This window comes from Bradyrhizobium sp. URHA0013, assembly GCF_000518345.1.
Lineage (GTDB): Bacteria > Pseudomonadota > Alphaproteobacteria > Rhizobiales > Xanthobacteraceae > Bradyrhizobium.
In genome coordinates, this window is sequence record NZ_JADK01000006.1 from 120,396 (window position 1) to 146,336 (window position 25,941).

Below are 25,941 nucleotides of genomic sequence, written 5' to 3' on the forward strand. Positions count from 1 at the left end.
CACACAATCTAGCAAAACATGGCGCGTCATGCGTTGCATGGCTAGCATTCAAACAAGCCCAGGAGGAAGCGCGATGACGGAGGCCGGACGACATCGTCGCTGGTTGTTTTCACTGAGTATCCTGGTTGCGTCTTGCGCGTTCAGCGACGTCGCCATCGCGCAGACCAACGAGACGGGCGACCTCTCCTTCGAGCTGGTCGACCCCAAGGTGCTGCGCGTCTGTTCCGACCCGCGCAATCTGCCGTTCTCGAACGAGAAGGGCGAGGGGTTCGAGAACAAGCTTGCGGAGCTGTTTGCGGACAAGCTCCAGAAGAAGCTCGACTATGTCTTTTTTCCGCAAGCCACGGGCTTCGTGCGCATGACGCTCGGCTCGCATCGCTGCGACGTCATCATGGGCTTCCCCCAAGGCGATGACCTCGTGCAAGGCACCAATCCCTATTACCGCACGAGCTATGCCCTGGTCGCGAAAGCAGGCAGCGGGCTGGAGGAGGTCGACACGCTCGAGGATGCCAGGCTGAAGGGCAAGCATGTCGGCATCGTCGCCGGCACGCCGCCTGCCACCAACATGGCCATCGCGGGACTGATGGGTGATGCAAAGCCCTATCCGCTGATGATCGACACGCGCTACGACAATTCAGCGCAGGCAATGATCAATGATCTCACGGCGGGCAAGATTGACGCCGGCGTGCTGTGGGGACCGATGGCGGGGTTCTACGCGAAGAAGGCGGGCTCGCTTCATGTCACCCCGCTGGTCAAGGAAACCACCGGGCCAAAACTGGTCTATCGCATCGGCATGGGCGTGCGTGGCGCCGACCAGAACTGGAAGCGGCAGCTCAACAAGCTGATCCAGGAGAACCAGGGCGAGATCAACAAGATCCTGCTCGACTTCGGCGTTCCGCTGCTGGACGAGAACGATCGGCCGCTCGGCGCGGAGACGGCCAAAAAGACGCCATGAGGCAGACGCCATGAGGCGGCACCTTGCCGTTGCGCTGGTCGCCGCCATGCTGGTGGCGCCGGGCGTTGCGCAGCAGCAGGAGCCGTTCGAGCCCGAGGGCTATCGCACCGACAACTACCGCGCGCCTGTGCCGGCGACGCTGGGCGGCGCGCGCGTGCTGTCGACGTCAGAAGCCGAGACGATCTGGCACGCGAAGAGCGGCGCCTTCATCGACGTGCTGCCGCGCGCGCCGAAGCCGAAGAACCTTCCAGCGGGTACCGTCTGGCGCGAGCCGCCGCGCAAGAACATTCCGGGCAGCATCTGGTTGCCGGATACCGGCTACGGCACGCTGCCGCCCGCCATGGACGATTATTTCCAGCGCGGCCTCGCGCGTGCATCACACGGCGACAAGACCGCGCTGCTCGTGATCTATTGCCTGGCCGATTGCTGGATGTCCTGGAACGCCGCCAAGCGAGCGCTCGCGTACGGCTACTCCAACATCGCTTGGTATCCCGATGGTACCGACGGCTGGAAGCGCGCCAAACTTCCGACCGAGGAGGCGCAGCCGGAGCCGCGGCCGGAGCAGTAGGCAAGAGATCATCATGCCCGGGCTTGTCCCGGGCATCCACGTTCTTGGTGCCGCGTGGCTATGCGTGGAGGGCCGGGACAAGCCCGGCCATGACGCCCTGTCGCACGTGGGAAGAGGCGAGGAAAGCCTACTGCTTCTGCAATTTCGTCAGCGTGCCCGTGCCGTTATTGTCGGTCGCAGAGTAGCTCACCCTGTCGCCGGCGTGGACGGCGTCAAGCATCGCGGCATCCTTGGCCTTGTACTCCTGGAGCGCGCCGGCGCCGCCTGCGCTGCCGCCGACTGTGCCCCTCTGTGTCTGCTGGATCGAAATCGTGCTGTTGAGCCGATCTATCCGGGTGACCATTCCGGTCAAATCGTCAGCGAATGCGCTGCTTGCGAGCATGCTGATGGCCGCAGCGCCTGCGAGGATGAATTTCGTGGTTCCCATCGAGGCCTCCCGATGCCTTGGATTACCCATCGACAAGACATCCTGGATCGATTTGGTTCCGGCATATAGCGCGGCGACAGGTTAATCATCGCAATGGGGGCGCGGGAACCTGCCGCAAGCGGTCAATGAGGCTGACGCTATTCCATTTCCTGTTGGATCACGCGTCCGAGCGCAAACAGCCGCTGGTCGATTGTGGTGGGAACCTCGCAGACGAACCGTACCACCTTATAGCGGTCCTCGAAAATGCGGGTCTTCCAGATCAGCTCGTTGCTGAGCGCATCGACCTTGGCCTCGTCGCGCGGCGTGGCGCCCTGGAGCGCCTGGAGCTGCACACTCTCCTCACGGATCTTGTCGGCGGCTTCGCGCTGCTTGCGGCTGACGCGTTCCAGTCCGCTCATGACCTGCGAGCGCTGAGCGTTGAGCGTGTCGAACAAGCCTGCGAACAGCAGTTTCGCATTCGCGGTCTTGTCGGCCGCGGAGCCCGCCAAAAACTCCCTCACCAACTTCTCGGCTTCGTCCAGCGGCGTCTTGCGTGCCGACAGTTTCGCGACCAGCGCGCTGACTTTGGCGTCGTCCTTCCACTTGTTCTGCACGTCGTCGAGCGAAGGACCGGCCCAGACGGCCGCGAGCGAAATGTCCGGCACTTTGGCCTGCGTGCAGGGCCAGTCCGGATAGCGCGGATCGGCCGCGCGTGCCGCCGTGCTCGCGGTTGCGAGCATCAGAGCGGCCATGGCCAGAACCCGAACCGTCATCCTTCGCCTCCCGCAGGGCCCCGTCGCGCCAGCCCGCGCGAGGGATCATAGGCATAGATCGCGCCGATCATGAAGACGATTGTGCAGGTCGCGACCACCGCCAGCGAGATCCAGTTGATTTGCCCGTAGAATGCAAAACGTATGAGCTCGACCGCATGGGTGAACGGATTGGCCTCGCAAACGTAGTAGAGATAGGGGCTGCCCTCCTGCACGCGCCAGAGCGGGTAGAGCGCCGATGAAGCGAAGAACATCGGGAAAATGACGAAATTCATCACGCCGGCAAAGTTCTCCAGCTGCTTGATGCCGGAGGAGATCAGCATGCCGAGCGAGCCCAGCATCAGTCCGGACAGGATCAGTGCCGGCAGCACCGTGAGATAGCCTGACAGAGGAGGGGTGATGTCCCAGAACCAGGCGATCAGCAGGAACGCATAGACCTGGAGCAGCGACACCGCGGTGCCCGCGAGCAGCTTGCAGAACAACAGGTAGCCGCGCGGCAGTGGGCTTACCAGCAGCGTGCGCATGTTCCCCATCTCGCGGTCATAGACCATCGAGAGCGAGGACTGCATGCCGTTGAAGAGCTGGATCATGGCCATCAGCCCCGGCGCGATGAAGACCTCGTAGAGGATGTAGGTTTCGTAGGGCGGGATGATGGAGATGCCGAGCACCTGGCGGAAACCGGCGGCGAAGATGAACAACCACACCAGCGGCCGCACCAGTGCCGAGACGAAACGCTCGCGCTGGTGCAGGAAGCGCAGGCCTTCGCGCCAGACGATGCCCGTGAGGCAGGTGATGTATTCGGCGGCCGAGAAGCCGCGTGGGGCATCGCGGGTGGCGATGCTGCTCATGCGCCGCCTCCCGGCAGGGTCTGCGCGCCGGTCAGACGCATGAAGGCGGTGTTGACGTCCTGCGCGCCGGCTTCCGCGACGACGCGGCTCATCGGCCCCTGCGCCAGCACCTTGCCCTGGTGCAGCACCACGAGATTGTCACCGGCCATGATCTCGTCGAACAGATGCGTGGCCCAGAGCACGCCGATGCCTTGCTCGCTCACGAGCTGGCGCACATGGCTGATGATGTCGGCGCGCGCCTTGACGTCGAGGCCGACGGTCGGCTCGTCCAGCAACAGCAGGCGCGGCCGGTGCAGCAGCGCACGGGCGATTTCCAGCCGCCGCATCTGCCCGCCCGAGAGATCGCGCACCTTGCTGCCGGCGCGCTCTGTAAGCCCGATGCGGCCGAGCAGCTCGGCGGCTCGCGCGCGGGCCTCGCGGCGGCTGATGCCGTGGAGTGCGGCGTGATAGAGCAGGTTCTGCGTCAGCGACAGATCGAGATCGAGCGTGCGCGGCTGGAACACAACGCCGAGCAACCGCAGCGCTTCGCCGGGGCTTTTGCCGACGTCATGGCCGAAAATGCCGACGCGGCCGGATTGGATGCCGAACAGCCGTGTGATCAGCGAGAACAGCGTGCTCTTGCCCGCACCGTTGAGGCCGAGCAGGGCCGTAAAGCTCGCGGGCTGCACGTTGAAGGACACGTCCATCAGCGCGCGGCGCGGTCCATAGGCGTGGCTGACGCCGTCGATCGACAGCGCGGGCACCGCCGTCGGATCGGGCCTTGGTGTTTCGCGTTGTTCGGCGATGGGAGCAGGGTTGGTCATGGCGCGATCGTGATACCCCAGGGCAGTTCGCCCACCTGAATGGTCTTGATCACCTTTTGCGCGGCGACGTCGATGACGGAGACGTCGTTCGAGACGCCATTGGTGGTGAGCAGGTATTTTTCGTCCGGCGTGAAGGCCATGTGCCAGACCCGTTGTCCCACCAGCAGATATTTCGTCACCTTGCGCGTGGCGGTATCGACCACGGCGATGCGGTTGGCGGGCCCGAGCGCGATGAAGGCGGTCTTGTCGTCCCGGGTCATGCCGATGCCGACGGGCTGGATGGCCTCCTTCCTCAACCCCGGAATCTCGAAATTGATCTTGCCGGTCACCTCGTGCTTTCCGGGGTCGATGATCGAGACGGTGCCGCCGATCTCCGAGGACACCCATAATTCGGAAGCGTCGTGCTTGAATTCGGCAAAGCGCGGCCGCGCATCGACCAGCACGTTGGCGACGATCTGGCGCGACGACGTGTCGATGAAATGCGCCATGTTGGTGGTCTCGGACGTGTTGATCAGCGTCTTGCCGTCCGGGCTGATGGTCATGCCCTCGGGCTCGACGCCGACCTGGATGTCGCCAAGGCGGGCGCGCTTCTCGAGGTCGATCACCGTCACTGTGTTGTCGTTCTCGTTGGCGACATAGAGGACCTTGCCGGCGGCATCCTGGGCGAACAGTTCAGGGTCGGGCCCGGAGGGCAGGCTGTCCACCACGGTTTGCGTCTTGACGTCGATCATCTGGATGGTGTCGTCGTCGCCGACCGCGACCATCACGAACTTGCCGTCGCGCGTGAAGTCGATGCCGCGCGGGCGCTGCCCGACCTTGATGGTCCTGGTCACCGTCCAGTTGTCGGTGTCGATCACCGACACGGTGTTGCTCTTCTCGTTCGAGACATAGGCGATGAACGCATGCGCGGGCGCTGCCGTCAGCGCCAGCCCGGACAGCAGTCCCACACGCCACAAGCGCAACATCTTCTTCCTCATTTCAGCTTGCATTTGCTCTCCGGGCGGTCATAGCCGAGCGTGTCGAGCTCGGAGACCTGGTGCAGGAAACCTTCCTGCGGCGACACCGACACCACCATGCGGCCGTCGACCAGCAGGATCGGCTGGCGCAGCTGTAGGTTCCAGTCGCGCAGGGTCAGCTTCGTTCCCTTGAAGGCGGCGACCGAGAACTCCGGACCCTTGATGAAATCGGTGACCTTCTTGATGTCGCCGGAATTGGTGCGCGAGGTGGCCTCTCCGATCATGCGCACGGCCGTCCAGGCCTGCATGTCGAGCGCGGTCATCCGCCGCGCGTTCAGCTTGACGAAGCGGTTCTGCATCTGGATCGCGCCCCACTGGTCCTGCGCGGCGTCCCAGCTCCGCGGCACGAGGCCGGCAGAGCCCGCGACAGGCCGCGGATCCCAGGTGCGATAGGGCAGGTAAGCGCCGAATACCTCGCTCTCGTCGGCCGCGAGCAGCACGTCGTAGGCCGGAGCCTGTTGCGTGAACACCGGCATCTGGCGCTGGATCAGCGTCACGCCCGAGTCGGTGCGGCGCGCGCCGCCTTTGTCTTCGAAGCTGCGCTCCTGCACGATCTTGGCGCCGAACCGCGTCGCGGTGCGCCGGAGCGCATCGGCGAACAGTTTGTCCTCGTCATGCGAGCCGACCACGAGCAGCCAGCGCTTCCACTGCTTCCACACCAGATATTGGCCGAGCGCATCGGCCAGCATCGCGCGCGTCGGCGCGGTGTGGATGACGTTGGCACGGCAATCGGCCTCGCGCAGCCGCTCGTCGATCGCGCCGGCGTTGAACAGCAACGTGCCGCGCTCGCGCAGGGCGTCGGCCACTTTCAGCAGCGCGTCGGCCGGCAGGTCGGCGATGATGAAGCCGTTGCGTGCGGCGAGGTCGGTCGCGGCCTGCACGGCATCCTCGCCCTCCTTGATGCGCCGCTCCTCCAGCGCAAAACGCTGGTTGAGGAACTTGCCGGTGGTGTTGTTGTCCTCGATGGCGAGGCGTGCGCCGGCGACGCCGTCATTCTCCGCGGGCTGCTCGACCAGCGACAGCGTCGATCTGGTGCCGGCGACTCCGAGATAGCCGATGCCGATCATGACGGGATCGGCCGCGAGCGCGCTCGTCGCAGCAAGTCCCAGGCCGATCAGGCCGACCAACCATCGGATCATGTTTCCTCCGTACAACTCCCCGGCTTGACCGCCGATGGAGAATTGTCTCATGCTAAAGCATGACCGATTTGTCAGGCCATGCAACCCCGCATTTCGTCCTCGCGCGCGTGAGGCCGGGAATCACGATCATGCGAGCGCTGATAGGTTTCGCAGCTTTGCTGTTGACGGGCTCGGTCGCATTCGCCGATCCGCCGAAACTCGCCGTGTTCGATTTCGAACTGATCGACACCAGCCTGCCCGGCGAGTTCTACGGATCCAAGCCCGAGGAGGCGCGGCTCGATCTCATCAGCGAGCAGTTGCGCAAGGCACTGGTCGAGTCAGGCAGGTTCCAGCTGCTCGATATCGCGCCGATCCGGGATGCGGCGCGTCACAGCAATTTGCAGGCCTGCGGCAATTGCGACCTCAAGCTTGCCGGGCAGTTGGGTGCCGATTTGGAAATCACCGGCATGGTGCAGAAGGTTTCGAACCTGATCATAAATCTGAACATCTACCTGCGCGACGTGAAGACCGGCAATATGATCACGGCCGCCAGCGCCGACATGCGCGGCAACACGGATGAATCCTGGACGCGCACGATGAGCTATCTGATCCGCAACCGGTTGCTGGCACCGAACTACGGCAAGCCGGAGTAGGTTCTTCCAAGAGAGAAGAAGCCATCACCCTTTCAATCTCTCCGCATGCCAGTGCAGATGGTCGCCCATGAAGGTCGAGATGAAATAATAGCTGTGGTCGTAGGCCGCCTGCCGCCGCAGCGTCAGCGGAATGTTGGCTGTGGTGCAGGCGGCTTGCAGCAGTTCAGGACGAAGCTGCTCCTTCAGGAAATTATCGGCCTCGCCGACGTCGACCAGGAAGCCTGAAAATTTCGCGCCGTCCTCGATCAGCGCCACCGTGTCGTGGCTGCGCCAATTGTCCTTGTTCGGCCCGAGATAGCCGGTCAGCGCCTTGATGCCCCAGGGCACGAGCGACGGCGCCACGATCGGCGCAAAGGCGCTGGCCGCGCGAAAACGGTGCGGGTTGCGCAGCGCGACCGTCAGTGCGCCGTGGCCGCCCATCGAATGGCCCATCACCGATTGGCGCTTCGCGTCGACTGGAAAATTCTCCGCCACGAGTTTCGGCAGTTCGTCGGTGACGTAGCTCCACATCCGATAATTGCGTGAAAACGGCGCTTCCGTCGCGTCGACATAGAAGCCGGCGCCGAGGCCGAAATCATAGGCATTGTTCGCATCGCCCGGCACGTCGGGGCCGCGCGGGCTGGTGTCGGGCGCGACGAAGATCAAGCCGAGCTCGGCGCAGGCTTTGCGGAATTCGCCCTTCTCGGTCACGTTGGCGTGCGTGCAGGTGAGGCCGGAGAGATACCAGACCACGGGCAGCTTGGCGGCCTGCGCGTGCGGGGGAACATAGACCGAGAACGTCATGTCGGTTCCGGTCGCCTGGCTGGCATGGCGATACACGCCCTGCACGCCGCCATAGGATGTATTGGTCGAGACAGTCTGGATCGTCATGCCGTTATGCTCCGTGGCATCAAGCCACATCAGGATTGCAACGCTTGTGTGACCGAATTCGTGGCGGGCTTCAGGCCACGCCGCTGTCGATCGCGAGCCGCACCAGCTCGACAGAGGTTTTCACCCCGAGCTTCTGGCGCATGATGGACGAGGTGTTGGCGACAGTCTTGTAGGACGACTGCACCAGCCAGGCGATCTCGGAAAGGCTCTTTCCCGCGCTGAGCAGCCGCAAGATCTCCATCTCGCGCGCGTTCAGCTTCGACAGCGGGCTTTGCGCCAGCGCGGGTCCTGCAAAGGCGATGCTGCGCGCGATCGCGCTCGGCAAATAGGTACCGCCGCTGCCGACGGTGCGGATCGCCTCGACGAGATCGTCGGGGTCGCCGGTCTTTGAGACGTAGCCCTTGGCGCCGCACTCGATCGCACGCGCGGCAAACGCAGGGTCGTCGTTCATGCTGAACATGATGATTCGGGCCTCGGGCGCGCGCTCCAGAATGCGGCGCGCCAGCTCGAAGCCGGACACGGTCGGCAGGTTGATGTCGATGATCGAGAGGTCAGGGCGCTCGACGATGAAGACGCACTCGCCGTCTTCGGCGTCGGCGGCCTCCAAAATCTCGATCTCGCCCTCGTCGGCCAGCACGGCACGGCAGCCGGAGGCGACGATGGGATGATCGTCGACGATCAAAATGCGCATAGGCGTTCCTCGCGACAGCGTCTTGGCCTGTTTCGCGCCCGGCCGGGATTGCTGTACGCTTTCGATTAGATATCGGGCGCTTCGCCTCTGTCAACGTTATCGGACAGGCGCAGGCCAATCCTTCGCGGGGGCACGGGCGATACCAATGTGGCAAAATCTATCCTTGCGTGGGCGCATCAACCTGCTGCTGGCGCTGCTGCTGGCGCTGGGGCTCGCCGTCAATATCGGCCGCCAGGTCGCGGAAGCCGGGCCGCGCGTGCAGGCCGAGGACCAGAGCGTGATCCGGCTCGCGCGCGAATTCATCGAAATGATCGTGGCGGATCTCAACGAGGCGCCCGATCCGGACGCCAGGCTGAACCAGATCGCACGCGACCTCAGCCGCCTGCGCCATGTCAGCATTGCGATTCGGGACGAAGCGGGCAGTCCGCTGACGCAGCCCCGGACCGACGCCGACGACGACACCCGCGCGCCGCCGGCCTGGTTCGTCAGCCTGGTCCATCCCGAGCAGACCGCGGTGAGCGTACCCGTCTCGATCCATGGCAAGCCGGGTTCGCTGCTGATCACCTCCCATCCCGATGACGAGATCGCCGAGATCTGGGATGCCATCGTGACCCAGCTCGAGGTCGGCTCGGTGATCGCGCTGGCGCTGTTTCTGGTGATGATGAATGTGATCGGCCGGGCACTGGCGCCGCTCCAATCCCTTGCGGATGTGATGGCCGAGCTCGAAGACGGGCGCTATCAGGCGCGCGTCGCGCCGGGCGGCGCACCGGAGCTCGCCGCGATCTGCACCAAGCTCAACCATCTTGCGGCAACGCTCAGCGAGGCGATCGAGGACAAGCGGCGCCTCGCCGAGCGAACGGTGTCGCTCCAGGACGTCGAGCGCAAGGAGATCGCGCGCGAGCTCCATGACGAGTTCGGGCCATACCTGTTCTCGCTGCGTGCGCATGCCAGCGCGCTGGCGAAGCAGGCGGACGGACGCGCCCCCAGTGCGGAGGCCGTACGAAAACACGGCAGCGCCATGCTGGAGCAGATCAACGCGCTTCAGCAGTTCAATCGCCGGGTGCTGGAACGCCTCCGGCCCGTCGGCCTTGCCGAGCTCGGCCTGCGCCAGGCGCTGGAATCGCTGTCGCGGCTGTGGCGGGAGTCGCATCCCGATGTCACCATCGAGACCGCGATCTCGCCGGCGCTTGGCGTCACCGGGGAGACCGCCGACCTCACCATCTACCGCATCGTGCAGGAGGCGCTCACCAACGTGTTCCGCCACGCCGGCGCGACCTCGGTCAATGTCGTCATCGAGCCGGTGGCGCAGGCGGCAAGCGATGGCCGCGGCTGTGCCCGGGTACGGGTCAGCGACAACGGCCGCGGCATGGAGCCAGGCCAGAAGCTCGGCTTCGGGCTCGTCGGCATGCGCGAGCGGATCCTGGCGCTGGGCGGCACGCTCAACGTCGTTTCCGGTGATGGCGGTCTGACCGTCGAAGCACTGGTTCCGACGGTGGCGGTCTGATCGCGTCGGGAAAAATTCCCGATTTTGTGGGGAAAATTGGTGCGGATACGGCCCGACCTTTTGTGGGTGGCGCACGCATCTCTGCCGATTACACTCGTCTCGACCAACCGGCGAAAATCAAAACAGCCGGTGGTCACGGATGGGAAGGCTGGGATGGGCGATCGTGTTCGGTTCAAGCGTTTTGGGTTCAAGCCTCTTGGGTTCAAGCGTCGTTTGGTGATGGCCTCGGTTTCGACCGGGCTGGTGTCGGGGTTGATCTTCGCGATCCCCGCGGGGGCCGCGCAGGACGAGGAAACCAACGTCCAGAACCTGCCGCCGGTCGAGGTGACGGCGCCACCGCCGTCGACGGCGCGGCGCACCGCATCGTCGCGTCCGGTCGCGCACGTCGGGGCACCGTCATCCGCCAGCCCCAGGACGCGCCTCTACGTCTATCCGACCGCGCCGGGTACCGGCAGAGGTCTCGACGTCGACAAGGTCCCGTCGGCGATCAACGCCGTTGATGCCGGCCAGATCAGGCGCACCGGCTCGCTCAACATCACCGACGCGCTTCGCGACAACATTGCCGGCGTCAACATCAGTGAGGTCACCGGCAATCCGTTTCAGCCGGATGTCGAATTCCGCGGCTTCGTTGCCTCGCCCGTGACGGGCACTCCGCAAGGCCTCGCCGTGTATCAGAACGGCGTCCGCATCAACGAAGCCTTCTCCGACGCCGTCAATTGGGACCTGATCCCGACCGCGGCGATCCGGTCGGTCACGCTCGTGACCAACAACCCCGCCTTCGGCCTCAACGCGCTGGGTGGCGCGATCAATTTGCAAATGAAGGATGGTTTCACCTATCAGGGTGCGGAGCTTGATCTCATGGGCGGCTCGTTCGGCCGCATCCAGGGCTCGGCGCAATGGGGGAAGACGGTCGACAAGAACTACGGCGTCTATGCCGCGCTCGAAGGCCTGCACGACAGCGGCTTCCGCAATTTCTCCCAATCGGACGTGCGGCGCTTCTACGGCGATGTCGGCTACAAGGCCGGCGACAGCGAATTCCACGCCAACATGGGCGTCGCCAAGAACGATTTCGGCGCCAGCGCCACCGTTCCCGCCGAGCTGCTCGACAAATATTGGGGTGCGACCTACACGACACCGCAGACCACCTCCAATCGCGTCGGCTATCTCAACCTGACCGGCAAGGTCGATGCGACGCCGACCTGGACGCTCGAAGGCACGGCCCATGTGCGCCGCTACGAGCAGAAGCTCGTCGACGGCAATCCGACCGACGCGCAGGAATGCACCGATCCGGGGCTCACCGGCCTTCTTTGCTTCGGCGACGGCGCCACACCGGCAAACGGCGTGAACGGCCTGCCGCTTGCCAATCCTTTCGCGTCCGGGACCATCCTCGGCGAGATCGACCGCAGCTCGATACGCTCGACCACCTTCGGCGTGTCGGGGCAGGCCACCAACACCGATCAACTGTTCGGCCACGACAACCGCTTCGTGATGGGTACGACCTATGATGCCAGCGTCACGCGCTACAACGCCACCGCCGAAATCGGCACGATCGGAGAAAACTACGTCGTCAGCGGCAGCAGTCTCTTCCTGGGGCCGACCGGCGTACCTGAAACCGTTGCCGGCCCTGTCTCGCTGCGGACCGTCAACCAGTATAACGGCCTCTACGCAATGGACACGTTCAATATCACGGACGCCTTCGCCGTCACCGGCGGCGGCCGTTTCAACGTGGCGCGCATCACGCTGGAGGATCAGCTCGGGACCGATCTTAACGGCGATCACACCTTCACCCGCTTCAATCCGGTGATCGGCGGCACATACAAAATTACACCGGAGCTGACGGCCTATGCCGGCTATTCCGAGGCCAACCGCGTTCCGACGCCGCTCGAGCTCGGCTGCTCCGATCCCGCCCGTCCCTGTCTCATTGCCGCGTTTCTCGTCTCCGATCCACCGCTGAAACAGGTCGTGTCCAAGACCGTGGAAGCGGGCCTGCGCGGCAGCAGGGAGCTCAACATCGGCACGCTCGGTTGGAAAATCGGCGGCTTCCGCGCCACCAATTACGACGACATCGTCGCCGTTCCCGCAGTCGGCCGCACCGGGTTCGGTTATTTCTCCAACGTCGGCCGGACCAGGCGTCAGGGGCTCGAAGCCGAGGTCAACATCAAGTCGCCCACGCTTCAGTTTCAGGCGAGCTACGCGTTCGTCGACGCACGCTATCTCGATGCTTTCGCGCTCGGTTCCGAAAGCCCGTTCAGGGATATTGCCACCGAGACCATTCAGGTGCTGCCCGGCAACCAGCTCCCCGCGATCCCGCGCCATCGCGTCAAGGTCGGTGTCGACTATGCCGTCACCGACGTCTGGAAGGTCGGCGGCAACGCGCTGTTCGTCTCCAGCCAATATCTGGTCGGCGACGAGTCCAACCAATATGCGAAGCTGCCGTCCTACACCGTGTTCAACCTGCACACGTCCTACCAGGTGACCAAGAACTTCCAGCTCTACGGCAAGATCGACAACATCTTCGACAAGCGCTACGCGACCTATGGACAGTTCTTCGACACAGGAGCCTTGCCAAACTTCACCAACGGCGCAGCCGACTTCAACGACCCGCGCTCGCTCAGCCCGGCAAGGCCGCGTGCATTCTATGCGGGGATGCGGGTGACGTTCTGATCTGGCTCGCAAGCTCCGGCTCATATGGGATGATCAGGAGCCTGGTCTTCGCCGGCGCGGCGTGCCGGCATGGGTGTGTTCTACCTCAAGCCGATTGACTCATTGTTCATGTTTTGTTCTTATGATGCTCGTCCAGCCAAGGGAGCGAGCCATGGACAACCGCATCAACGAAATCCGCAGGATCATCAGAGCGTTACGCGTCAGCATGCGTGAGGCAGAGGCGATCATGCATGAGCAGATCAACAGGGACGAGGACTGCAGCTTCGTTGCGGGGGAAGTCATGAAGATGCGCACGGTGATGAGCGGCCTCGTTCAGGAGAGGGCCGGGCTCGGAGACACCGACCCGATCATTGTCGCCAGCCTCTTCGTTCCCCGCCGGCGACCGATGCCATCGCGCGTCGGCGTTGAGACGCACCGCCTTGTTCCGCCGCGAGAGTTGGCACGGGCATGAAGGGGGAGAGGCCGACCTACTTCTCCGACATGCCGGAGCCCCCGGAATTTCTGAAGGCTCTCCATCATGCGCGGCGCCTGTCCTGCCTCGAGGGCTGGTGCCGCATGCACATCGAGGCCATCCAGGTCGCGATCGACCAGTACGCGGAGGCGGCTCTCGGTAACCGGGAGTTCTTCCTCAACAAGCCGCACAGCATCGGCGGAAGTCGCAACAACGGCGAGGTGCCGTGACAGCGGTACGTGTCAGCGTATCGACCTTTTGACGCCCCATGGTCCGCGCGTCGGCAAAGCCTGGCCTGCGTTGTTTTACCGATCAGAAACCATAGCGAATGATCCTAAAATTGTAACGAAACTGTTCGGCTGTCTCTGCGTCGTTTCGTCGGAGGGCCCGTCCGATGACAGAGCACCAGTTGAGAGAGCAGGAATTCCAAATCGCGCGTTACCGGCATTTGGAGCGCGAAGTGACCGATCCACTTGCCGCCTGCCTGCTTCACAGCATCATTGAAGACCTGGAGGCCGAACTGCGCAGGGATAGCCCGGATTGGCACAGGCCGCGCGATTAACGCTTTGTTAGCGCTGATCGTGTCGATGATGCGCGAGGGAATACCGGGAGACTGCTCCCATGTTGAAGGACGGCACCTACGCCGCCTGGTACAAGACGCCGCTCGATCAGGGGACCGGGATCGTCCATGTCGCAGACGGACAGATTTGGGGCTGCGATAGCCTGATGACCTATCACGGCTCTTGCAAGGTCGACGGCGATCGCTTCACCGCCACCGTGTCGACGAGGCGCCATACCGACGGACGCGCAACGGTGTTCGGCGTCGACGATGAGCTCACGCTGGATATCGAGGGAAACTGCCCGGGCAAGGTCGCGACTTACACGGCGACGGCAGCGCAGGTGCCGGGAATGGTCCTACAGGGTACGCTGATTCTGACGGAACAGCAGACCCCCGCACCCGAACGAGCCCGGCAGATACCGCCGTTCAATCCCGACAAGATGCCAAAATTGCCGAAGCGCTCACGCTGATCGCGGAAGCCGTCGTCAAGCAGTTCACTGCGAATACGAAAGCTGATCTTCCGTGACGACTCGCTCGATTTTCTCCGACTTGCACTTGATGCGGTATCGGAGACGTCCATCGGACTCGATGGGCATATGCTGGACGATGGTGTAAATCATCGGCGGCTCAGTTGCGGCACGTCCTTGTGGGCCTTGGGGCTGGTGGCGAACGTCTTCATTCAGCTTGTAGGCATACGACATATATCTACCTCGAATTCACAGTGGCTCTGACGCGGGGTCAGTCGATGTATCCCTGGCGGGACAGGCGCTTGGTCAAGCGGAAGAGGTGACCACAGTCTCATGCGGTCAAACCGCGTCCTAATTCAGTCGTTCTCTTGCTTGACCGGTGCAGACAGACAATCGCCCAGAGCGGAGCGGCGATGGTTGCACCATACGCCATATTTTCGAACTTTGGTCGTAATTTCCGAGCGGTTTAGGGCATTCTGTGAGCCTACGGGCCCTCTTATCGAGGGGAACTGACAACTTCCTCGCCGGATTGGGCTGGTATTTCGGCTTTGGGGTAGCTCTGCCGACAATCGCCCTAGTCCCTTTCGGACGACTTTGTCGCATTCCGCAATCCTGCATCCTCGGCCCTCGGCTCGCCCGCTTCTCAAACGACCCGCGATTCGCCATGGTGCCGCCCAAAGAGCATCACCCGGAGCACTATCAATGTCGGACAAGGTCTCGCGCCGCCAGTTCGCCACGCTGGCGGGATTGTCCGCAGCCGGAATCGCCAATCCTCTTGAGGTCGCGGATGCCAAGCCCGCATCGTCCCCGCGGAGCGTGGACGGCTTTCCGGCGGGCTTTGTCTGGGGCACGGCGACCTCGTCCTATCAGGTCGAGGGCGCGGTCAACGAGGACGGGCGAGGGGCCTCGATCTGGGACAAGTTCGTCCGCATCCCCGGCAAGATCGAGGACGGCAGCACCGGCGACCGCGCCAACGAGCACTATCACCGCTACAAGGAAGACATCGCGCTCATCAGGGAGCTCGGCTGCAAGGCCTATCGCTTCTCGGTGGCCTGGCCGCGGCTGTTTCCGGACGGCGATGGCAAACCCAACCCGAAGGGGCTCGACTTCTACAACCGCCTGGTCGACGAACTCCTCAAGAACGGCATCGAGCCGTGGCTGACGCTCTATCATTGGGACCTGCCGCAATCGCTCCAGGACCGGTTTGGCGGCTGGCGGTCGACGGAGACCTGCAAGATTTTCGGTGATTACGCGGCCTACGTCGCCCAGCATCTGACCGATCGCGTCAAGAACGTGTTCACATTGAACGAGAGCGGTCGCTTCGTCCATTTCGGCTACGGCATCGGCATCGACGCCCCCGGCGTGACACTGCCACAAGCCGAGGTCAACCAGATCAGGCACAACAGCGCACTCGCGCACGGGCTCGCGGTGCAGGCGGTCCGCGCCCACGGCCGCCGCGGCACCAGGGTGGGGCCGGCCGAGAACATCGATGCCTGCGCCCCCGCGATCGACACGCCGGAGAACGTCCGTGCCGCCGAGATCGCGCTGCGCGAGATGAACGCCGGCTATCTCAACGTCATCATGACGGGCCAGTACACCGACGCCTTCTTGAAGTTCGCCGGGCGCGACGCGCCGAAATACACCGATGCGGAGCTGAAGATCATCTCTTCGCCCGTCGATTTCCTCGGCCTCAACATCTACGCGCCGCAGAACTATGTGGTGGCGTCCGACCAGGGCGCGGGCTTCATGCCGCTGCCGATCCCGAAATCGTTCCCGCACATGAATTCGGACTGGCTGCGCGTCGGCCCCGAGACGATCTACTGGGTGCCGAAGCTGGCGGCGAAGATATGGAAGACGGACGCGATCTATATCAGCGAGAACGGCACCTCCGGCGACGACGTCGTGACGCCCGATGGCAAGATCTACGACACCGACCGCATCATGTATCTGCGCAACTACCTCGCTCAGCTCCAGCGCGCCACCGCCGAAGGCGTGCCGGTGCGCGGCTACTTCCTCTGGAGCCTGATGGACAATTTTGAATGGGTGTTCGGGCTCAACAAGCGCTTTGGGCTCTACCACGTCAATTTCGACACGCAGGTGCGTACGCCAAAACTCAGTGCCAGCTTCTATCGCAACGTGATCGCGAAGAACGCGGCGGGGGCGTGATTGCTCTCCCTCTCCCCGTTCTTGCGGAGGCGCGACGAGCTTGGCTTGCGCTGAGAGGGTGGGGTGAGGCGGTTCCGCCGACGCGCATTGACTCCCTTCGGTCCCTGATTCAAAACGCCTTCAACCATTCAAAATAGAGGATAACGCCAATGACCGACGCACTCATCATAGATGCCTGCCGGACCCCGCGAGGCGTCGGCAAGGCTGGCAAGGGGGCACTCTCGGGCATTCATCCGCAGCAGCTGGGAGCAACCGTGCTGCGCGCGCTCGCGACGCGCACCGGCATCGACACCGCCGATGTCGACGACATCATCTGGGGCTGCAGCGCGCAGGTCGCAACGCAAGGCGGCGATCTCGGCCGCATGTCGGCGCTAGACGCCGGCTACGACGTGCGGGCGAGTGCCGTGACGCTCGACCGCTTCTGCGGCTCCGGCATCACCAGCGTCAACATGGCCGCAAGCTCGATCATGGCGGGCGCGGAGGACCTCGTCGTCGCCGGCGGCTGCGAGATGATGTCGATGGAAGGACGTCGCGGCGGCGGCCCGATGATGATGGACAACGGCAATCTGCGCCTGCGTGCGCGGCATCCGCAGTCGCATCAGGGCGTCTGCGCCGACGCGATCGCGACCATGGAAGGCATCACGCGAAGGGACGTGGACGCGCTCGGCCTCGAAAGCCAGAAGCGCGCAGCCTTCGCGATCGCGAACGGCCACTTCAAGAAGAGTCTCGTGCCGGTGCATCGCGAGGACGGCAGCCTCGCGCTCGACCATGAAGAATATCCGCGGCCGCAGACCACGATGGAAGGGTTGAGCGCGTTGAAGCCCGCATTCCCCGCGGTCGCCGACTATGCGCTCGACGACAAGGGCACGACCTATCGCGGCCTGATCCTGCAGAAGTACCCCGAGCTCGAGATCGACTTCATGCACCACGCCGGCAACTCGTCCGGCGTGGTCGACGGCGCGGCTGCGATCCTGCTGGCGTCGCCAGCTTATGCCAAGGCGCATGGCCTGAAGCCGCGCGCGCGCGTGGTCGCGATGGCCAACATGGGGGACTCGCCGACCTTGATGCTGAACGCGCCGGTGCCGGCGACGCGCAAGGTGCTGGCGAAGGCGGGGCTGACCGTGGACGACATCGACCTGTTCGAGATCAACGAGGCCTTTGCCGTGGTTGCGGAAAAATACATCCGCGACCTCAAGCTCGACCGCGCCAGGGTCAACGTCAATGGCGGCTCGATCGCACTCGGCCATCCCATCGGCGCCACCGGCTCGATCCTGATCGGCACCGTGCTCGACGAGCTCGAACGGCGCGACTTGAAGCGCGGTCTCGTCACCATGTGCGCGGCCGGTGGCATGGCCCCGGCCGTCATCATCGAACGTATCTAGCGCGAGCGAAGCGCCGCGCTCCTTAGAAATAAGGGAGAGAAAGTACCCGCGATCGCCGCATCACGACGGTCTAGCCTTATTTTCCAGGGTGAATCGCGACCGGCCTTTCACAAAGAGGCCGGTCGTCGCTTGTCGAAAGCATCGAATCAGCTTTAGCAAGGCTGCGTGCGGGCCTTTGAAACAAGGTAAAATCCGCTGCCTGAGGCTTCTCCCGCTCCGGAAGTGGCTAAAAAGCAGGGTTTTTTGCCACAGAGGGCCAAAAAAGCCCGTAAAACCCCGACAAAACTGTGCAGAAGGCTATAGGCCTTCACCGGTTGGTCTAATATGCAGCCGTCAACGAATCAGAGGAGACACGATGGCCACCCAAATGTCGAAATCGCAGCTGATCGAAAAGATCGCGACCACCACCGAGCTTTCCAAGCGTGACGTCAAGAGCGTCATGGAGACGCTGACCGACGTCGGTCACAAGGAGCTCAAGAAGAACGGCCTGTTCCTGGTGCCGGGCTTCGCCAAGTTCGTGGTCATCAAGAAGCCCGCGACCAAGGCGCGCAAGGGCACCAACCCGTTCACGGGCGAAGAGATGATGTTCAAGGCCAAGCCGGCCCGGAAGATCGTCCGCGCCCGCCCGGTCAAGGCCGCCAAGGACGCCGTGGGCTAACAACGCAAAGGCCCCCTCGCGTGGAGGGGGCCTTTTGTTCGGGGCTGTCGCGAGGACTTGAGACGGAGGGCTCAACCCTTGCGGCGCTTCGCCCGGACCGGGGCCGGCTGAAGCCGCGGTCCTGATGCCGCCAGCGCATCGCGAATCCCGTCGATGGTGCGATCAAGCAACTGGCGCAGCCGTTGCGTTGTCCGCGATCGCTTCGCTCTTTCCAGCAGTTTTTTCATCGCATTCACTCCGCCGCTTCGACCTTGGCCTCGATCTTGGCCTCGGCCGGCTCGAGCGCCGCGGCGATGGCTTCGTCGACGCGCTCAAGCCAGATGAATTCGAGGTTATCCCGCGCGCTCTGCGGGATGTCGTCATAGTCTCGCTTGTTGCGCGCCGGCAGCATCACCCGCTTCAGGCCCGCGGCCGCAGCCGCCACCACCTTCTCCTTGATGCCGCCGACCGGCAGCACCAGGCCGCGCAGCGAGATCTCGCCGGTCATGGCGGTGTCGCTGCGCACCGTGCGGTTGGTGAGCAGGGACGTCAGCGCCGTGAACATCGCAACGCCCGCGCTCGGCCCGTCCTTCGGGGTCGCGCCTGCGGGCACGTGAACGTGGATGTCGCTCTTTTCGAACAGCTGCGGATCGATGCCGAGCTGCGTGGCCTTGCTCTTCACTAGCGTCATCGCAGCCTGCACGCTCTCGCGCATGACCTCGCCGAGCTGGCCGGTCAGGATCATCCCGCCGCGACCGGATACCCGCGAGGCCTCGATGAACAGGATGTCGCCGCCGACCGGCGTCCAGGCAAGGCCGGTGGCCACGCCTGGGATGCTGGTGCGCTGCGCGATCTCGCCTTCGAAGCGCGGCTGGCCGAGCACGGTGCCGATATCCTTCGGCGCCACGACGACCTTGGCAGCCGTGCCTTCGGCGACCTGCACGGCAGCATGGCGGAACAGCTTGCCGATCTCGCGCTCGAGGTTACGCACGCCGGCTTCGCGGGTGTAGCCCTTGACCACCAGCTGCAGCGCCTCCGGCTCGATCTCCGCTTGCTCCGGCGTCAAGCCATTGGCCTCGAGCTGCCGCCGCACCAGATAGCGCTTCGCGATCTCCAGCTTCTCTTCCTGGGTGTAGCCGGTGAGGCTGATCAGCTCCATGCGGTCCAGCAACGGACCCGGGATCTGGTCCAGCATGTTGGCGGTCGCGATGAACACCACGCGCGACAGGTCGAAGGGCACGCCCAGGTAATTATCCCGGAACGTCCCGTTCTGCTCGGGGTCGAGCACCTCCAGCATCGCTGCGGAAGGATCGCCCTGCACGCCGCGGCCCATCTTGTCGATCTCGTCCAGCATCATGACGCAGTTCCGGGTGCCGGCCTTCTTGATGCCCTGGATGATGTTGCCGGGCAGCGCGCCGATATAGGTGCGCCGATGGCCGCGGATCTCGGCCTCGTCATGCACGCCGCCGAGGCTGACGCGCACGAAGGGACGATCCATCGCGCGTGCGATGGATTGGCCGAGCGAGGTCTTGCCGACGCCGGGCGGTCCGACGAAGCACAGGATCGGCGCCTTGCCCTGCGGCGCCAGCTTGCGCACCGCCAGATATTCGATGATCCGGCTCTTAATCTTCTCCAGGCCAAAGTGATCGGCATCGAGGATGCGGCGCGCTTCCTTGATGTCGATCGGCTTCTCCGCGGGCAGCGCCCACGGCAGCTCGATCAGCCAGTCCAGGTAAGTGCGGACCATGCCGGCCTCGCCGGCGGCCTCCGGCATGCGCTCGTAGCGGCGCAGCTCCTTCTTCGCATGAGCGTCCGCCTCGGGCGGCATGTTGGCCTTGGCTATGGCAGCGGTCAGCTCGGCGACCTCGGCCGCCTTGCCGTCGCCTTCGCCGAGCTGGCGCTGGATGGTCGCCATCTGCTCGCGCAGGATCGCTTCGCGCTGCCGCTCGTCGAAGCTGGCGCGGGTCTGCTGGCCGATCTCGTTGCTGATGCGCAGCACCTCCAGCCGTTCGGCCAGATGCTTCGACACCTTCTCGACACGCAGAGCGAGGTCGATGGTCTCCAGCACCTCCTGCTTGTCCTGCGGCTTGATGTCCATGAACGAGGTCGCCAGGTCCGCCAGCGCGCCGGGCGCGGTGGTGCCCTGGAACATCGCGATCAGTTCGGGCGGTGCCTGCGGCAGCAGCTCGATCGCCTCGATGGCCTGGCGCTGCAGGTTCAGCCCGCGGGCCTCGATCTCGGGCGTGCTCGTGGTCGGCTCCGGAATCTGCTGGATCCGCGCGGCCGGGAACGGCGTCCCCGGCAGGAAGTCGAGGATGCGCGCGCGCTGCACGCCTTGGCAGACGATGTGATGGGTGCCGTCGGGCGCGGTGATGTAGCGCACGATGTTGGCGATGGTCGCGACCCGATAGAGGTCGTCCGGTCCGGGCTCCTCGGTCTCGGGGCTGCGTTGCAGGACGATGCCGACCGGCCGCTGCTCGCGCAGCGCCTGTTGCGCGGCGGCGACCGACTTCGGCCGCGCGATCGCGATCGGCGCGATGGCGCCGGGGAACAGCACCATCTCGCGCACGGGAATGATGATCAGCGCGTCTTCGGGAATCTTCACGTCGGAATTGCTCTGGGGATTGGTCGGTGCGGTATTCATTGGTTCGGTGGCCATGATCGACCTCAGGATTTGGCGAGGCGCAGCGCGACGCAGCCGTCCATCACGAAGCGGCTGATGGCGTAGCGACCAACGGGCAATGCAATGCGGCGCTCAAAACGCCCCTGCGGCAGCTCGAGCCGGTGGATGCGGGCGTTGCGAAGCTCCGGCGGAAGGGTGCGCTGGCCGGAGATGACGAGCACGCCGTCATGGATGACAGTCTCGACATTGTCGGGATTGACGCCGGGAAGCGCGACCAGGATCAGGAGCTCATGCTCGGTTTCGAGCACGTCGATGGGAGGCTCCCAGCAGGCTTCCTGGCGGCCGAACTGCTGGCGCAGCCGTTCGGCGCGGGTCAGCGAGTCCAGGGCTTCGGACAGCATCCAGTCGAGGGGATTTTTGGGTTGCATGATGCAGGCTCGGCGGTGGGGAACGCTGAATATGGGGCCGGTTCCCAAGAATTCCAGCCCGGCAGCGCGGAGGTGCCATGCGGATCCTGCGATCCGAAAAGACAAGCGCCGCGGCCTTCCAGACCGCGGCGCTCCGTTGTCACGCGATGTGCGGCTCAGGCCGCCTGGCGGTATTCCTCTTCCGCCTCGAGGTTGATCACGGAGGTGGCGAGCTCGGTCAGCGCGTGATCGGTCGCCTCTTCCTCGTCCAGCGTCGCCTGCAGCAGCCTTGCGGCGTCCTGCATGCCGAGCTCCTCAGCCCAGGTGCGCAAGGTGCCGTAGCGGGAGATTTCGTAATGCTCGACCGCCTGCGCGGCTGCGAGCAGGCCGGCGTCGAGCGCAGGCGCGTTCTTGAACTCCTTCATGATCTCGGCGCCTTCGTCGGTGATGCCGTTGATCGCTTCGCAAGGCTTGCCGCGGGCCGGCTTGCCTAGCATTTTGAAGATCTGGTCCAGACGTTTGACCTGGCCCTGCGTTTCGCGCAGATGCTTGTTGAAAGCCGCCGCGAGCTCCTTCGAGTTGGCAGCCTTGGCCATCTTGGGCAAGGTCTTGATGATCTTGTTCTCGGCGAAATAGATGTCCTTGAGCGTTTCCAGGAATAGGTCGCTCAACATCTTCGGCGCCTGACGGGCACGGCCCGTCGACGATTTCTTGGTTGTGCGCTTCTTTGCTTTCTTGGCCATACATCCTCCTCTTGAGGTGACACGCGAAGGCATCGCCTTCCGCAATCCTCAGGCGATCAAAAGCTTTCGGAGAACGAAAGTTCCAAACGGCAACCTGCGCTCAGGTCGGACGCTTGTAGGGATCTTCCTGCCGCTGCCGCGCCTCGGTGTTGCGGTCAAGCTGCGCGCGCTCGTGGCGCCGCAGGCGCCCCGCCTTCGCCACGCCGTAGACGAGGACCGCACCCAGCACGAAGGCTCCGATGAACCAGAGCCAGAGCAGGTTGCCCGAAAGCTGGCCCAGCAACATTCCAATTCCACTGTCGCTCATTGTGCATCTCCGGTGATTTTCAAAGCGGTTCTGTCGGGCTAAGTCACTCCGACGGCCATCGTTCCTGCGTCCAGGGAGCCCACCGAGACATGATCGACTTCACCTTATCTGCGTTCGTGACGCTGCTGCTTGTGGTCGATCCCGTGGGCCTTGCGCCGGCCTTCCTTGCCGCGACCGGAGGTATGCCCGACAAGACCAAGCGCACCATCGCGCTACGCGCGCCGCTGATTGCGGCGTCGATCCTGGTGGTGATCGCCCTGATCGGAAACTGGCTGCTGCGCCAGCTCGGGATCGGCATCCCCGCCTTCCAGATCGCCGGCGGACTGCTGCTGTTCGGCGTGTCCTACCAGATGATCTTCGGCGACCGTCCGCATCGCGAGGCTCGCGAGGCCGACAAGGCAAGCTCCGAACATGCCTCCGACGTCGCGGTATTCCCGCTGGCGATCCCGATGATGGCCGGTCCTGGCGCGATCGCGACCACGCTGCTCCTGACGGGCGATGCCGGCTACGGTCCGAGGCTCGCGATCATCATCGCGGTCGTGCTCTCGGTGTGCCTGCTCTGCACGCTCTGTTTTATCTTCGCGAACATGATCGCGCGGAGCCTTGGACGCACCGGCAACGCCGTCCTCTCGCGCGTGCTCGGCATGCTGCTCGCGGCCTATTCGGTGCAGTTCGTGATCAATGGGATCGCAGCGGTCCGGGCGAGCTTGCCGTAGAGCTGCGACAATCTGTTAATGCGTTGATTTTCATGTTTATTTCATGATGCCACGCGGCGGCTGGCGGGCTCGCGCGCGATCCGGCCCGCTTTCTCTTGCGCTGCCATATTGCTTGACGTACTCCCCGTCTGACAGGCGCCCATCGTCAGGAATCGAGATGTCGATGACAGCGGACGAGCTCGACAAGAGACTGGCCATCATCGGCGCCTGCCGCCGCATGAACGCGCTCGGCATCAACCAAGGCACCTCGGGCAATATCAGCGTCCGGCATGTGGACGGGCTTCTGGTCACGCCGACCAGCGTGCCCTACGACGCCATGACGCCGGACCAGATCGTGTTCATGGCGATGGACGGCTCGCACGCGCCCACTCAGAAGCCGTCCAGCGAGTGGCGCTTCCACCGCGACATCCTGAAGGCCCGGCCCGAAATCAACGCCGTCGTCCACGTCCATCCGACCTATTGCACCATTCTGGCGATCATGGGCCGGGAGATCCCGCCCGTGCACTACATGATCGCAGCCGCCGGCGGCGACAGCATCCGCTGCGCGCCCTATGCCACCTTCGGAACGGCGGAGCTGTCCGAACATGCGGTGCGGGCGCTGGAGGGCCGGCTTGCCTGCCTGCTCGACCATCACGGCATGATCGCAATCGGCAAGTCGGTGGACAAGGCGATGTGGCTCGCCGTCGAGGTCGAGACGCTGGCGCGGCAATATCACGGCTGTCTCCAGATCGGAGAACCGCCGCTGCTGTCGAGCGCCGAGATCGAGCGGGTCCGCCAGCGCATGTCCGGCTACGGCATGTCGGAAGGGTAGGGCGGACAGAAAGTGTTCCTGCGGATCAGACATCTCGCCGACCGCAAGGGGACGAACCGCGTCATGGTTCGGCTGCGGGCGCTGCTGCGCAGCAACGAATTCTATCTGATCCCGCTGGCGCTGGTGATCGGCACGCTTGCCGGCGCCATCGTGACGCTGATGGCCGAGATTGCGCAGATTGCCCATATGGTGATCTACGGCATTCCCATCGACGTCCGCCTGTCCGCCAATACCAGCGTCAGTCCCTGGGCCGCGCTGATTGCGCCCGCGCTGGGCGGGTTGGTGCTTGGTATCATGGAGTGGTGGCGGCGACGGCTCAAGCTCTCCAGCGCGGTCGATCCGATCGAGGCGAACGCGCTGCGTGGCGGCAATCTGTCGATGCGCGACAGCGTGGTGGTGTCGAGCCAGACCTTGATCTCGAACGGTTGCGGCGCCTCTGTCGGCCTCGAGGCGGGCTATACCCAGATCGGCTCGGGCATCGCCTCGCTGCTCGGCAAGTTCTTCAATCTACGCCGCAACGATCTGCGCTTGATCGTCGGCTGCGGCGCCGCTGCGGCGATCGCGGCGGCCTTCGGTGCACCGATCACGGGCGCCTTCTACGCCTGCGAGCTCATCGTTGGCGTCTATTCGGTCGGCAGCGCCGCGCCGATCCTCGCCGCCTCGCTCGCCGGTGCGCTGACCGCGCAATGGCTCGGCGGCGCGCCATACTCGCTCGAAATCCCCAAGGTCAGCGCCGTCGGCGTCGAGCAATATCTGGCGCTGATCGGGCTCGCCCTCGTCACCAGCGGCGTCGGCATCGCCGTGATGCGCTCGTCCTCGATGTTCGAGCGCCTGTTCAAATGGCTGCCGGTCTGGCTGCGCCCGGTGATCGGCGGCCTCATCGTCGGCGGCTTTGCGATTGTCACGCCGCAGGTGCTGGCGGCCGGCCACGGCGCGATGGTGCTCGATCTCTTTCACGACATGACGATCGGCCTGATCGCGCTGATCATCGCCTTGAAGGTGACGGCCTGCCTGATCTCGCTCGCCTCCGGCTTCCGCGGCGGGCTGTTCTTTGCCTCGCTGTTCGTCGGGAGCCTGATCGGAAAGTTCTTTGCCGCGGTGCTGGTCTTGATCAGCCCGAACTTCGTGATCGATCCGCTGGTCGCGATGCTGACGGGCATGGCGACGCTCGGTGTCGCCATCGTCGGCGGTCCCTTGACCATGTCGTTCCTCGTGCTCGAGATGACCCGCAACGTCGACGTCACCGCCGTGGTGCTGGCCGGCTGCATCGTCACCTCGATCTGCGTCCGCTTCATGTTCGGACACTCCTTCTCGACCTGGCGCCTGCATCTGCGCGGCGAGACCATCCGCAGCGCCAACGACGTCGGCTGGCTGCGCAACCTCACCGTCGAGCGGCTGATGCGCTCCGATGTCGGCAAGGTGCCGTCGACCACGACGATCGCCGCGGTCCGCCGTGAATTCGCGCTGGGCTCGCGGCCCGGGATCGTCATCGTCAACAATGCGGACGAATATGTCGGCCTCGTCCTGCTGCCCGACCTGTTCTCCGGCGACCTCGACAGCATCGCCGACGAGATCCAGGTGATCGAGCTCGCGCGCCTGACCGAGATCGTGCTGATCCCGGAAATGAACGTGAAATCGGCGATGGCGGTGTTCGACGAGGCGGAGGCCGAAATGCTGGCGGTGGTCGATTCCACCGACAGCCGCAAGGTGGTCGGCTTCCTCACTGAGACCTTCGTCCGGCGCCGCTATGTCGAGGAGATCGACAAGGCGACGCGCGGCGTGCTCGGGGCGCTGTCGTAAGGTCAT

At 64.2% G+C, this 25,941-nt stretch carries 28 protein-coding genes; 15 read left to right on the forward strand and 13 right to left on the reverse strand.

Annotated features, from left to right (window positions below; translation table 11 throughout):
* Nucleotides 1-73 precede the first annotated feature (73 nt).
* On the forward strand, nt 74-955 hold the full coding sequence (locus N551_RS0108195; RefSeq protein WP_027566553.1) for a substrate-binding domain-containing protein: 882 nt from the start codon (nt 74-76) through the stop codon (nt 953-955).
* Between the two features lie 10 nt (nt 956-965).
* Complete coding sequence (locus N551_RS0108200) at nt 966-1,523, forward strand: PQQ-dependent catabolism-associated CXXCW motif protein (protein ID WP_027566554.1); 558 nt, start codon at nt 966-968, stop codon at nt 1,521-1,523.
* A gap of 127 nt (nt 1,524-1,650) precedes the next feature.
* On the opposite strand, the gene N551_RS0108205 is transcribed toward N551_RS0108200, so the two are convergent.
* The 6 genes from N551_RS0108205 to N551_RS0108230 all read right to left on the reverse strand — a co-directional run bounded on the left by N551_RS0108205 (nt 1,651) and on the right by N551_RS0108230 (nt 6,505).
* The gene (locus N551_RS0108205) at nt 1,651-1,950 is read right to left on the reverse strand and encodes a copper-binding protein (protein WP_027566555.1); all 300 of its coding nucleotides are present in this window, start codon (nt 1,948-1,950) and stop codon (nt 1,651-1,653) included.
* 137 nt (nt 1,951-2,087) lie between these two features.
* A complete protein-coding gene (locus N551_RS0108210) occupies nt 2,088-2,702 on the reverse strand; it encodes a hypothetical protein (protein WP_027566556.1) in 615 nt (204 codons plus the stop codon).
* Nucleotides 2,699-3,547 carry an ABC transporter permease gene (locus N551_RS0108215; RefSeq protein ID WP_027566557.1) on the reverse strand — a complete coding sequence of 283 codons (849 nt, stop codon included), beginning with the start codon at nt 3,545-3,547 and terminating at the stop codon, nt 2,699-2,701. The genes N551_RS0108210 and N551_RS0108215 overlap by 4 nt, the downstream gene beginning before the upstream one ends.
* Complete coding sequence (locus N551_RS0108220) at nt 3,544-4,350, reverse strand: ABC transporter ATP-binding protein (protein ID WP_027566558.1); 807 nt, start codon at nt 4,348-4,350, stop codon at nt 3,544-3,546. Before N551_RS0108220 ends, N551_RS0108215 begins: the two co-directional genes overlap by 4 nt.
* On the reverse strand, nt 4,347-5,315 hold the full coding sequence (locus N551_RS0108225; protein WP_027566559.1) for a YVTN family beta-propeller repeat protein: 969 nt from the start codon (nt 5,313-5,315) through the stop codon (nt 4,347-4,349). The genes N551_RS0108220 and N551_RS0108225 overlap by 4 nt, the downstream gene beginning before the upstream one ends.
* Nucleotides 5,316-5,323: 8 nt before the next feature.
* Nucleotides 5,324-6,505: an ABC transporter substrate-binding protein gene (locus N551_RS0108230; RefSeq protein ID WP_027566560.1), complete on the reverse strand. Its 1,182-nt coding sequence runs from the start codon at nt 6,503-6,505 to the stop codon at nt 5,324-5,326.
* Between the two features lie 59 nt (nt 6,506-6,564).
* Here N551_RS0108230 and N551_RS0108235 point away from each other — a divergent pair, with 59 nt between their 5' ends.
* Nucleotides 6,565-7,137: a DUF3280 domain-containing protein gene (locus N551_RS0108235; protein WP_027566561.1), complete on the forward strand. Its 573-nt coding sequence runs from the start codon at nt 6,565-6,567 to the stop codon at nt 7,135-7,137.
* Nucleotides 7,138-7,161: 24 nt separating this feature from the next.
* Here N551_RS0108235 and fghA read toward each other — a convergent pair whose 3' ends face one another.
* Nucleotides 7,162-8,007 (reverse strand): S-formylglutathione hydrolase, encoded by an 846-nt coding sequence (gene fghA, locus N551_RS0108240; RefSeq protein WP_027566562.1) that lies wholly within the window; start codon nt 8,005-8,007, stop codon nt 7,162-7,164.
* Nucleotides 8,008-8,077: 70 nt separating this feature from the next.
* The gene (locus N551_RS0108245) at nt 8,078-8,698 is read right to left on the reverse strand and encodes a response regulator transcription factor (RefSeq protein WP_007612921.1); all 621 of its coding nucleotides are present in this window, start codon (nt 8,696-8,698) and stop codon (nt 8,078-8,080) included.
* A gap of 145 nt (nt 8,699-8,843) precedes the next feature.
* On the opposite strand from N551_RS0108245, the gene N551_RS0108250 reads away from it, so the two are divergent.
* The 9 genes from N551_RS0108250 (at nt 8,844) to N551_RS0108295 (ending at nt 18,549) form a co-directional block, all read left to right on the forward strand.
* Nucleotides 8,844-10,202: a histidine kinase gene (locus N551_RS0108250; RefSeq protein WP_027566563.1), complete on the forward strand. Its 1,359-nt coding sequence runs from the start codon at nt 8,844-8,846 to the stop codon at nt 10,200-10,202.
* Between the two features lie 153 nt (nt 10,203-10,355).
* On the forward strand, nt 10,356-12,866 hold the full coding sequence (locus N551_RS0108255; RefSeq protein ID WP_027566564.1) for a TonB-dependent receptor: 2,511 nt from the start codon (nt 10,356-10,358) through the stop codon (nt 12,864-12,866).
* 151 nt (nt 12,867-13,017) lie between these two features.
* Nucleotides 13,018-13,317, forward strand: a complete 300-nt coding sequence (locus N551_RS38650; protein WP_027566565.1) for a hypothetical protein — start codon at nt 13,018-13,020, stop codon at nt 13,315-13,317.
* Nucleotides 13,314-13,547, forward strand: coding sequence for a hypothetical protein (locus N551_RS38655; RefSeq protein WP_027566566.1), 234 nt, complete (start codon nt 13,314-13,316; stop codon nt 13,545-13,547). Before N551_RS38650 ends, N551_RS38655 begins: the two co-directional genes overlap by 4 nt.
* Before the next feature lie 164 nt (nt 13,548-13,711).
* Complete coding sequence (locus tag N551_RS38660) at nt 13,712-13,879, forward strand: hypothetical protein (protein WP_197031110.1); 168 nt, start codon at nt 13,712-13,714, stop codon at nt 13,877-13,879.
* A gap of 59 nt (nt 13,880-13,938) precedes the next feature.
* Nucleotides 13,939-14,346 carry a hypothetical protein gene (locus tag N551_RS0108275; RefSeq protein ID WP_027566567.1) on the forward strand — a complete coding sequence of 136 codons (408 nt, stop codon included), beginning with the start codon at nt 13,939-13,941 and terminating at the stop codon, nt 14,344-14,346.
* A gap of 699 nt (nt 14,347-15,045) precedes the next feature.
* A complete protein-coding gene (locus tag N551_RS0108285) occupies nt 15,046-16,509 on the forward strand; it encodes a GH1 family beta-glucosidase (RefSeq protein ID WP_027566568.1) in 1,464 nt (487 codons plus the stop codon).
* A 149-nt stretch (nt 16,510-16,658) separates the two neighbouring features.
* Nucleotides 16,659-17,891, forward strand: a complete 1,233-nt coding sequence (locus N551_RS0108290) for an acetyl-CoA C-acetyltransferase (RefSeq protein ID WP_027566569.1) — start codon at nt 16,659-16,661, stop codon at nt 17,889-17,891.
* Nucleotides 17,892-18,246: 355 nt separating this feature from the next.
* On the forward strand, nt 18,247-18,549 hold the full coding sequence (locus tag N551_RS0108295; protein WP_007601427.1) for an HU family DNA-binding protein: 303 nt from the start codon (nt 18,247-18,249) through the stop codon (nt 18,547-18,549).
* A 71-nt stretch (nt 18,550-18,620) separates the two neighbouring features.
* Here the strand turns inward: N551_RS0108295 and N551_RS38665 are convergent, their stop codons facing one another.
* The 5 genes from N551_RS38665 to N551_RS0108315 form a co-directional block, all read right to left on the reverse strand.
* A complete protein-coding gene (locus N551_RS38665) occupies nt 18,621-18,776 on the reverse strand; it encodes a hypothetical protein (RefSeq protein WP_197031111.1) in 156 nt (51 codons plus the stop codon).
* 5 nt (nt 18,777-18,781) lie between these two features.
* Nucleotides 18,782-21,187, reverse strand: coding sequence for an endopeptidase La (gene lon, locus N551_RS0108300; RefSeq protein WP_027566570.1), 2,406 nt, complete (start codon nt 21,185-21,187; stop codon nt 18,782-18,784).
* A gap of 8 nt (nt 21,188-21,195) precedes the next feature.
* Nucleotides 21,196-21,579, reverse strand: coding sequence for an Hsp20/alpha crystallin family protein (locus N551_RS0108305; RefSeq protein ID WP_007601432.1), 384 nt, complete (start codon nt 21,577-21,579; stop codon nt 21,196-21,198).
* 155 nt (nt 21,580-21,734) lie between these two features.
* Nucleotides 21,735-22,301, reverse strand: coding sequence for a ferritin-like domain-containing protein (locus N551_RS0108310; RefSeq protein ID WP_027566571.1), 567 nt, complete (start codon nt 22,299-22,301; stop codon nt 21,735-21,737).
* 100 nt (nt 22,302-22,401) lie between these two features.
* Nucleotides 22,402-22,608: a hypothetical protein gene (locus N551_RS0108315; RefSeq protein WP_027566572.1), complete on the reverse strand. Its 207-nt coding sequence runs from the start codon at nt 22,606-22,608 to the stop codon at nt 22,402-22,404.
* A gap of 89 nt (nt 22,609-22,697) precedes the next feature.
* Here N551_RS0108315 and N551_RS0108320 point away from each other — a divergent pair, with 89 nt between their 5' ends.
* From N551_RS0108320 to N551_RS0108330, 3 genes are all read left to right on the forward strand, one after another.
* Nucleotides 22,698-23,324, forward strand: coding sequence for a MarC family protein (locus tag N551_RS0108320; protein ID WP_027566573.1), 627 nt, complete (start codon nt 22,698-22,700; stop codon nt 23,322-23,324).
* 157 nt (nt 23,325-23,481) lie between these two features.
* A complete protein-coding gene (locus N551_RS0108325; RefSeq protein WP_027566574.1) occupies nt 23,482-24,135 on the forward strand; it encodes a class II aldolase/adducin family protein in 654 nt (217 codons plus the stop codon).
* 12 nt (nt 24,136-24,147) lie between these two features.
* Nucleotides 24,148-25,935, forward strand: coding sequence for a chloride channel protein (locus tag N551_RS0108330; protein ID WP_027566575.1), 1,788 nt, complete (start codon nt 24,148-24,150; stop codon nt 25,933-25,935).
* Nucleotides 25,936-25,941: the final 6 nt, after the last annotated feature.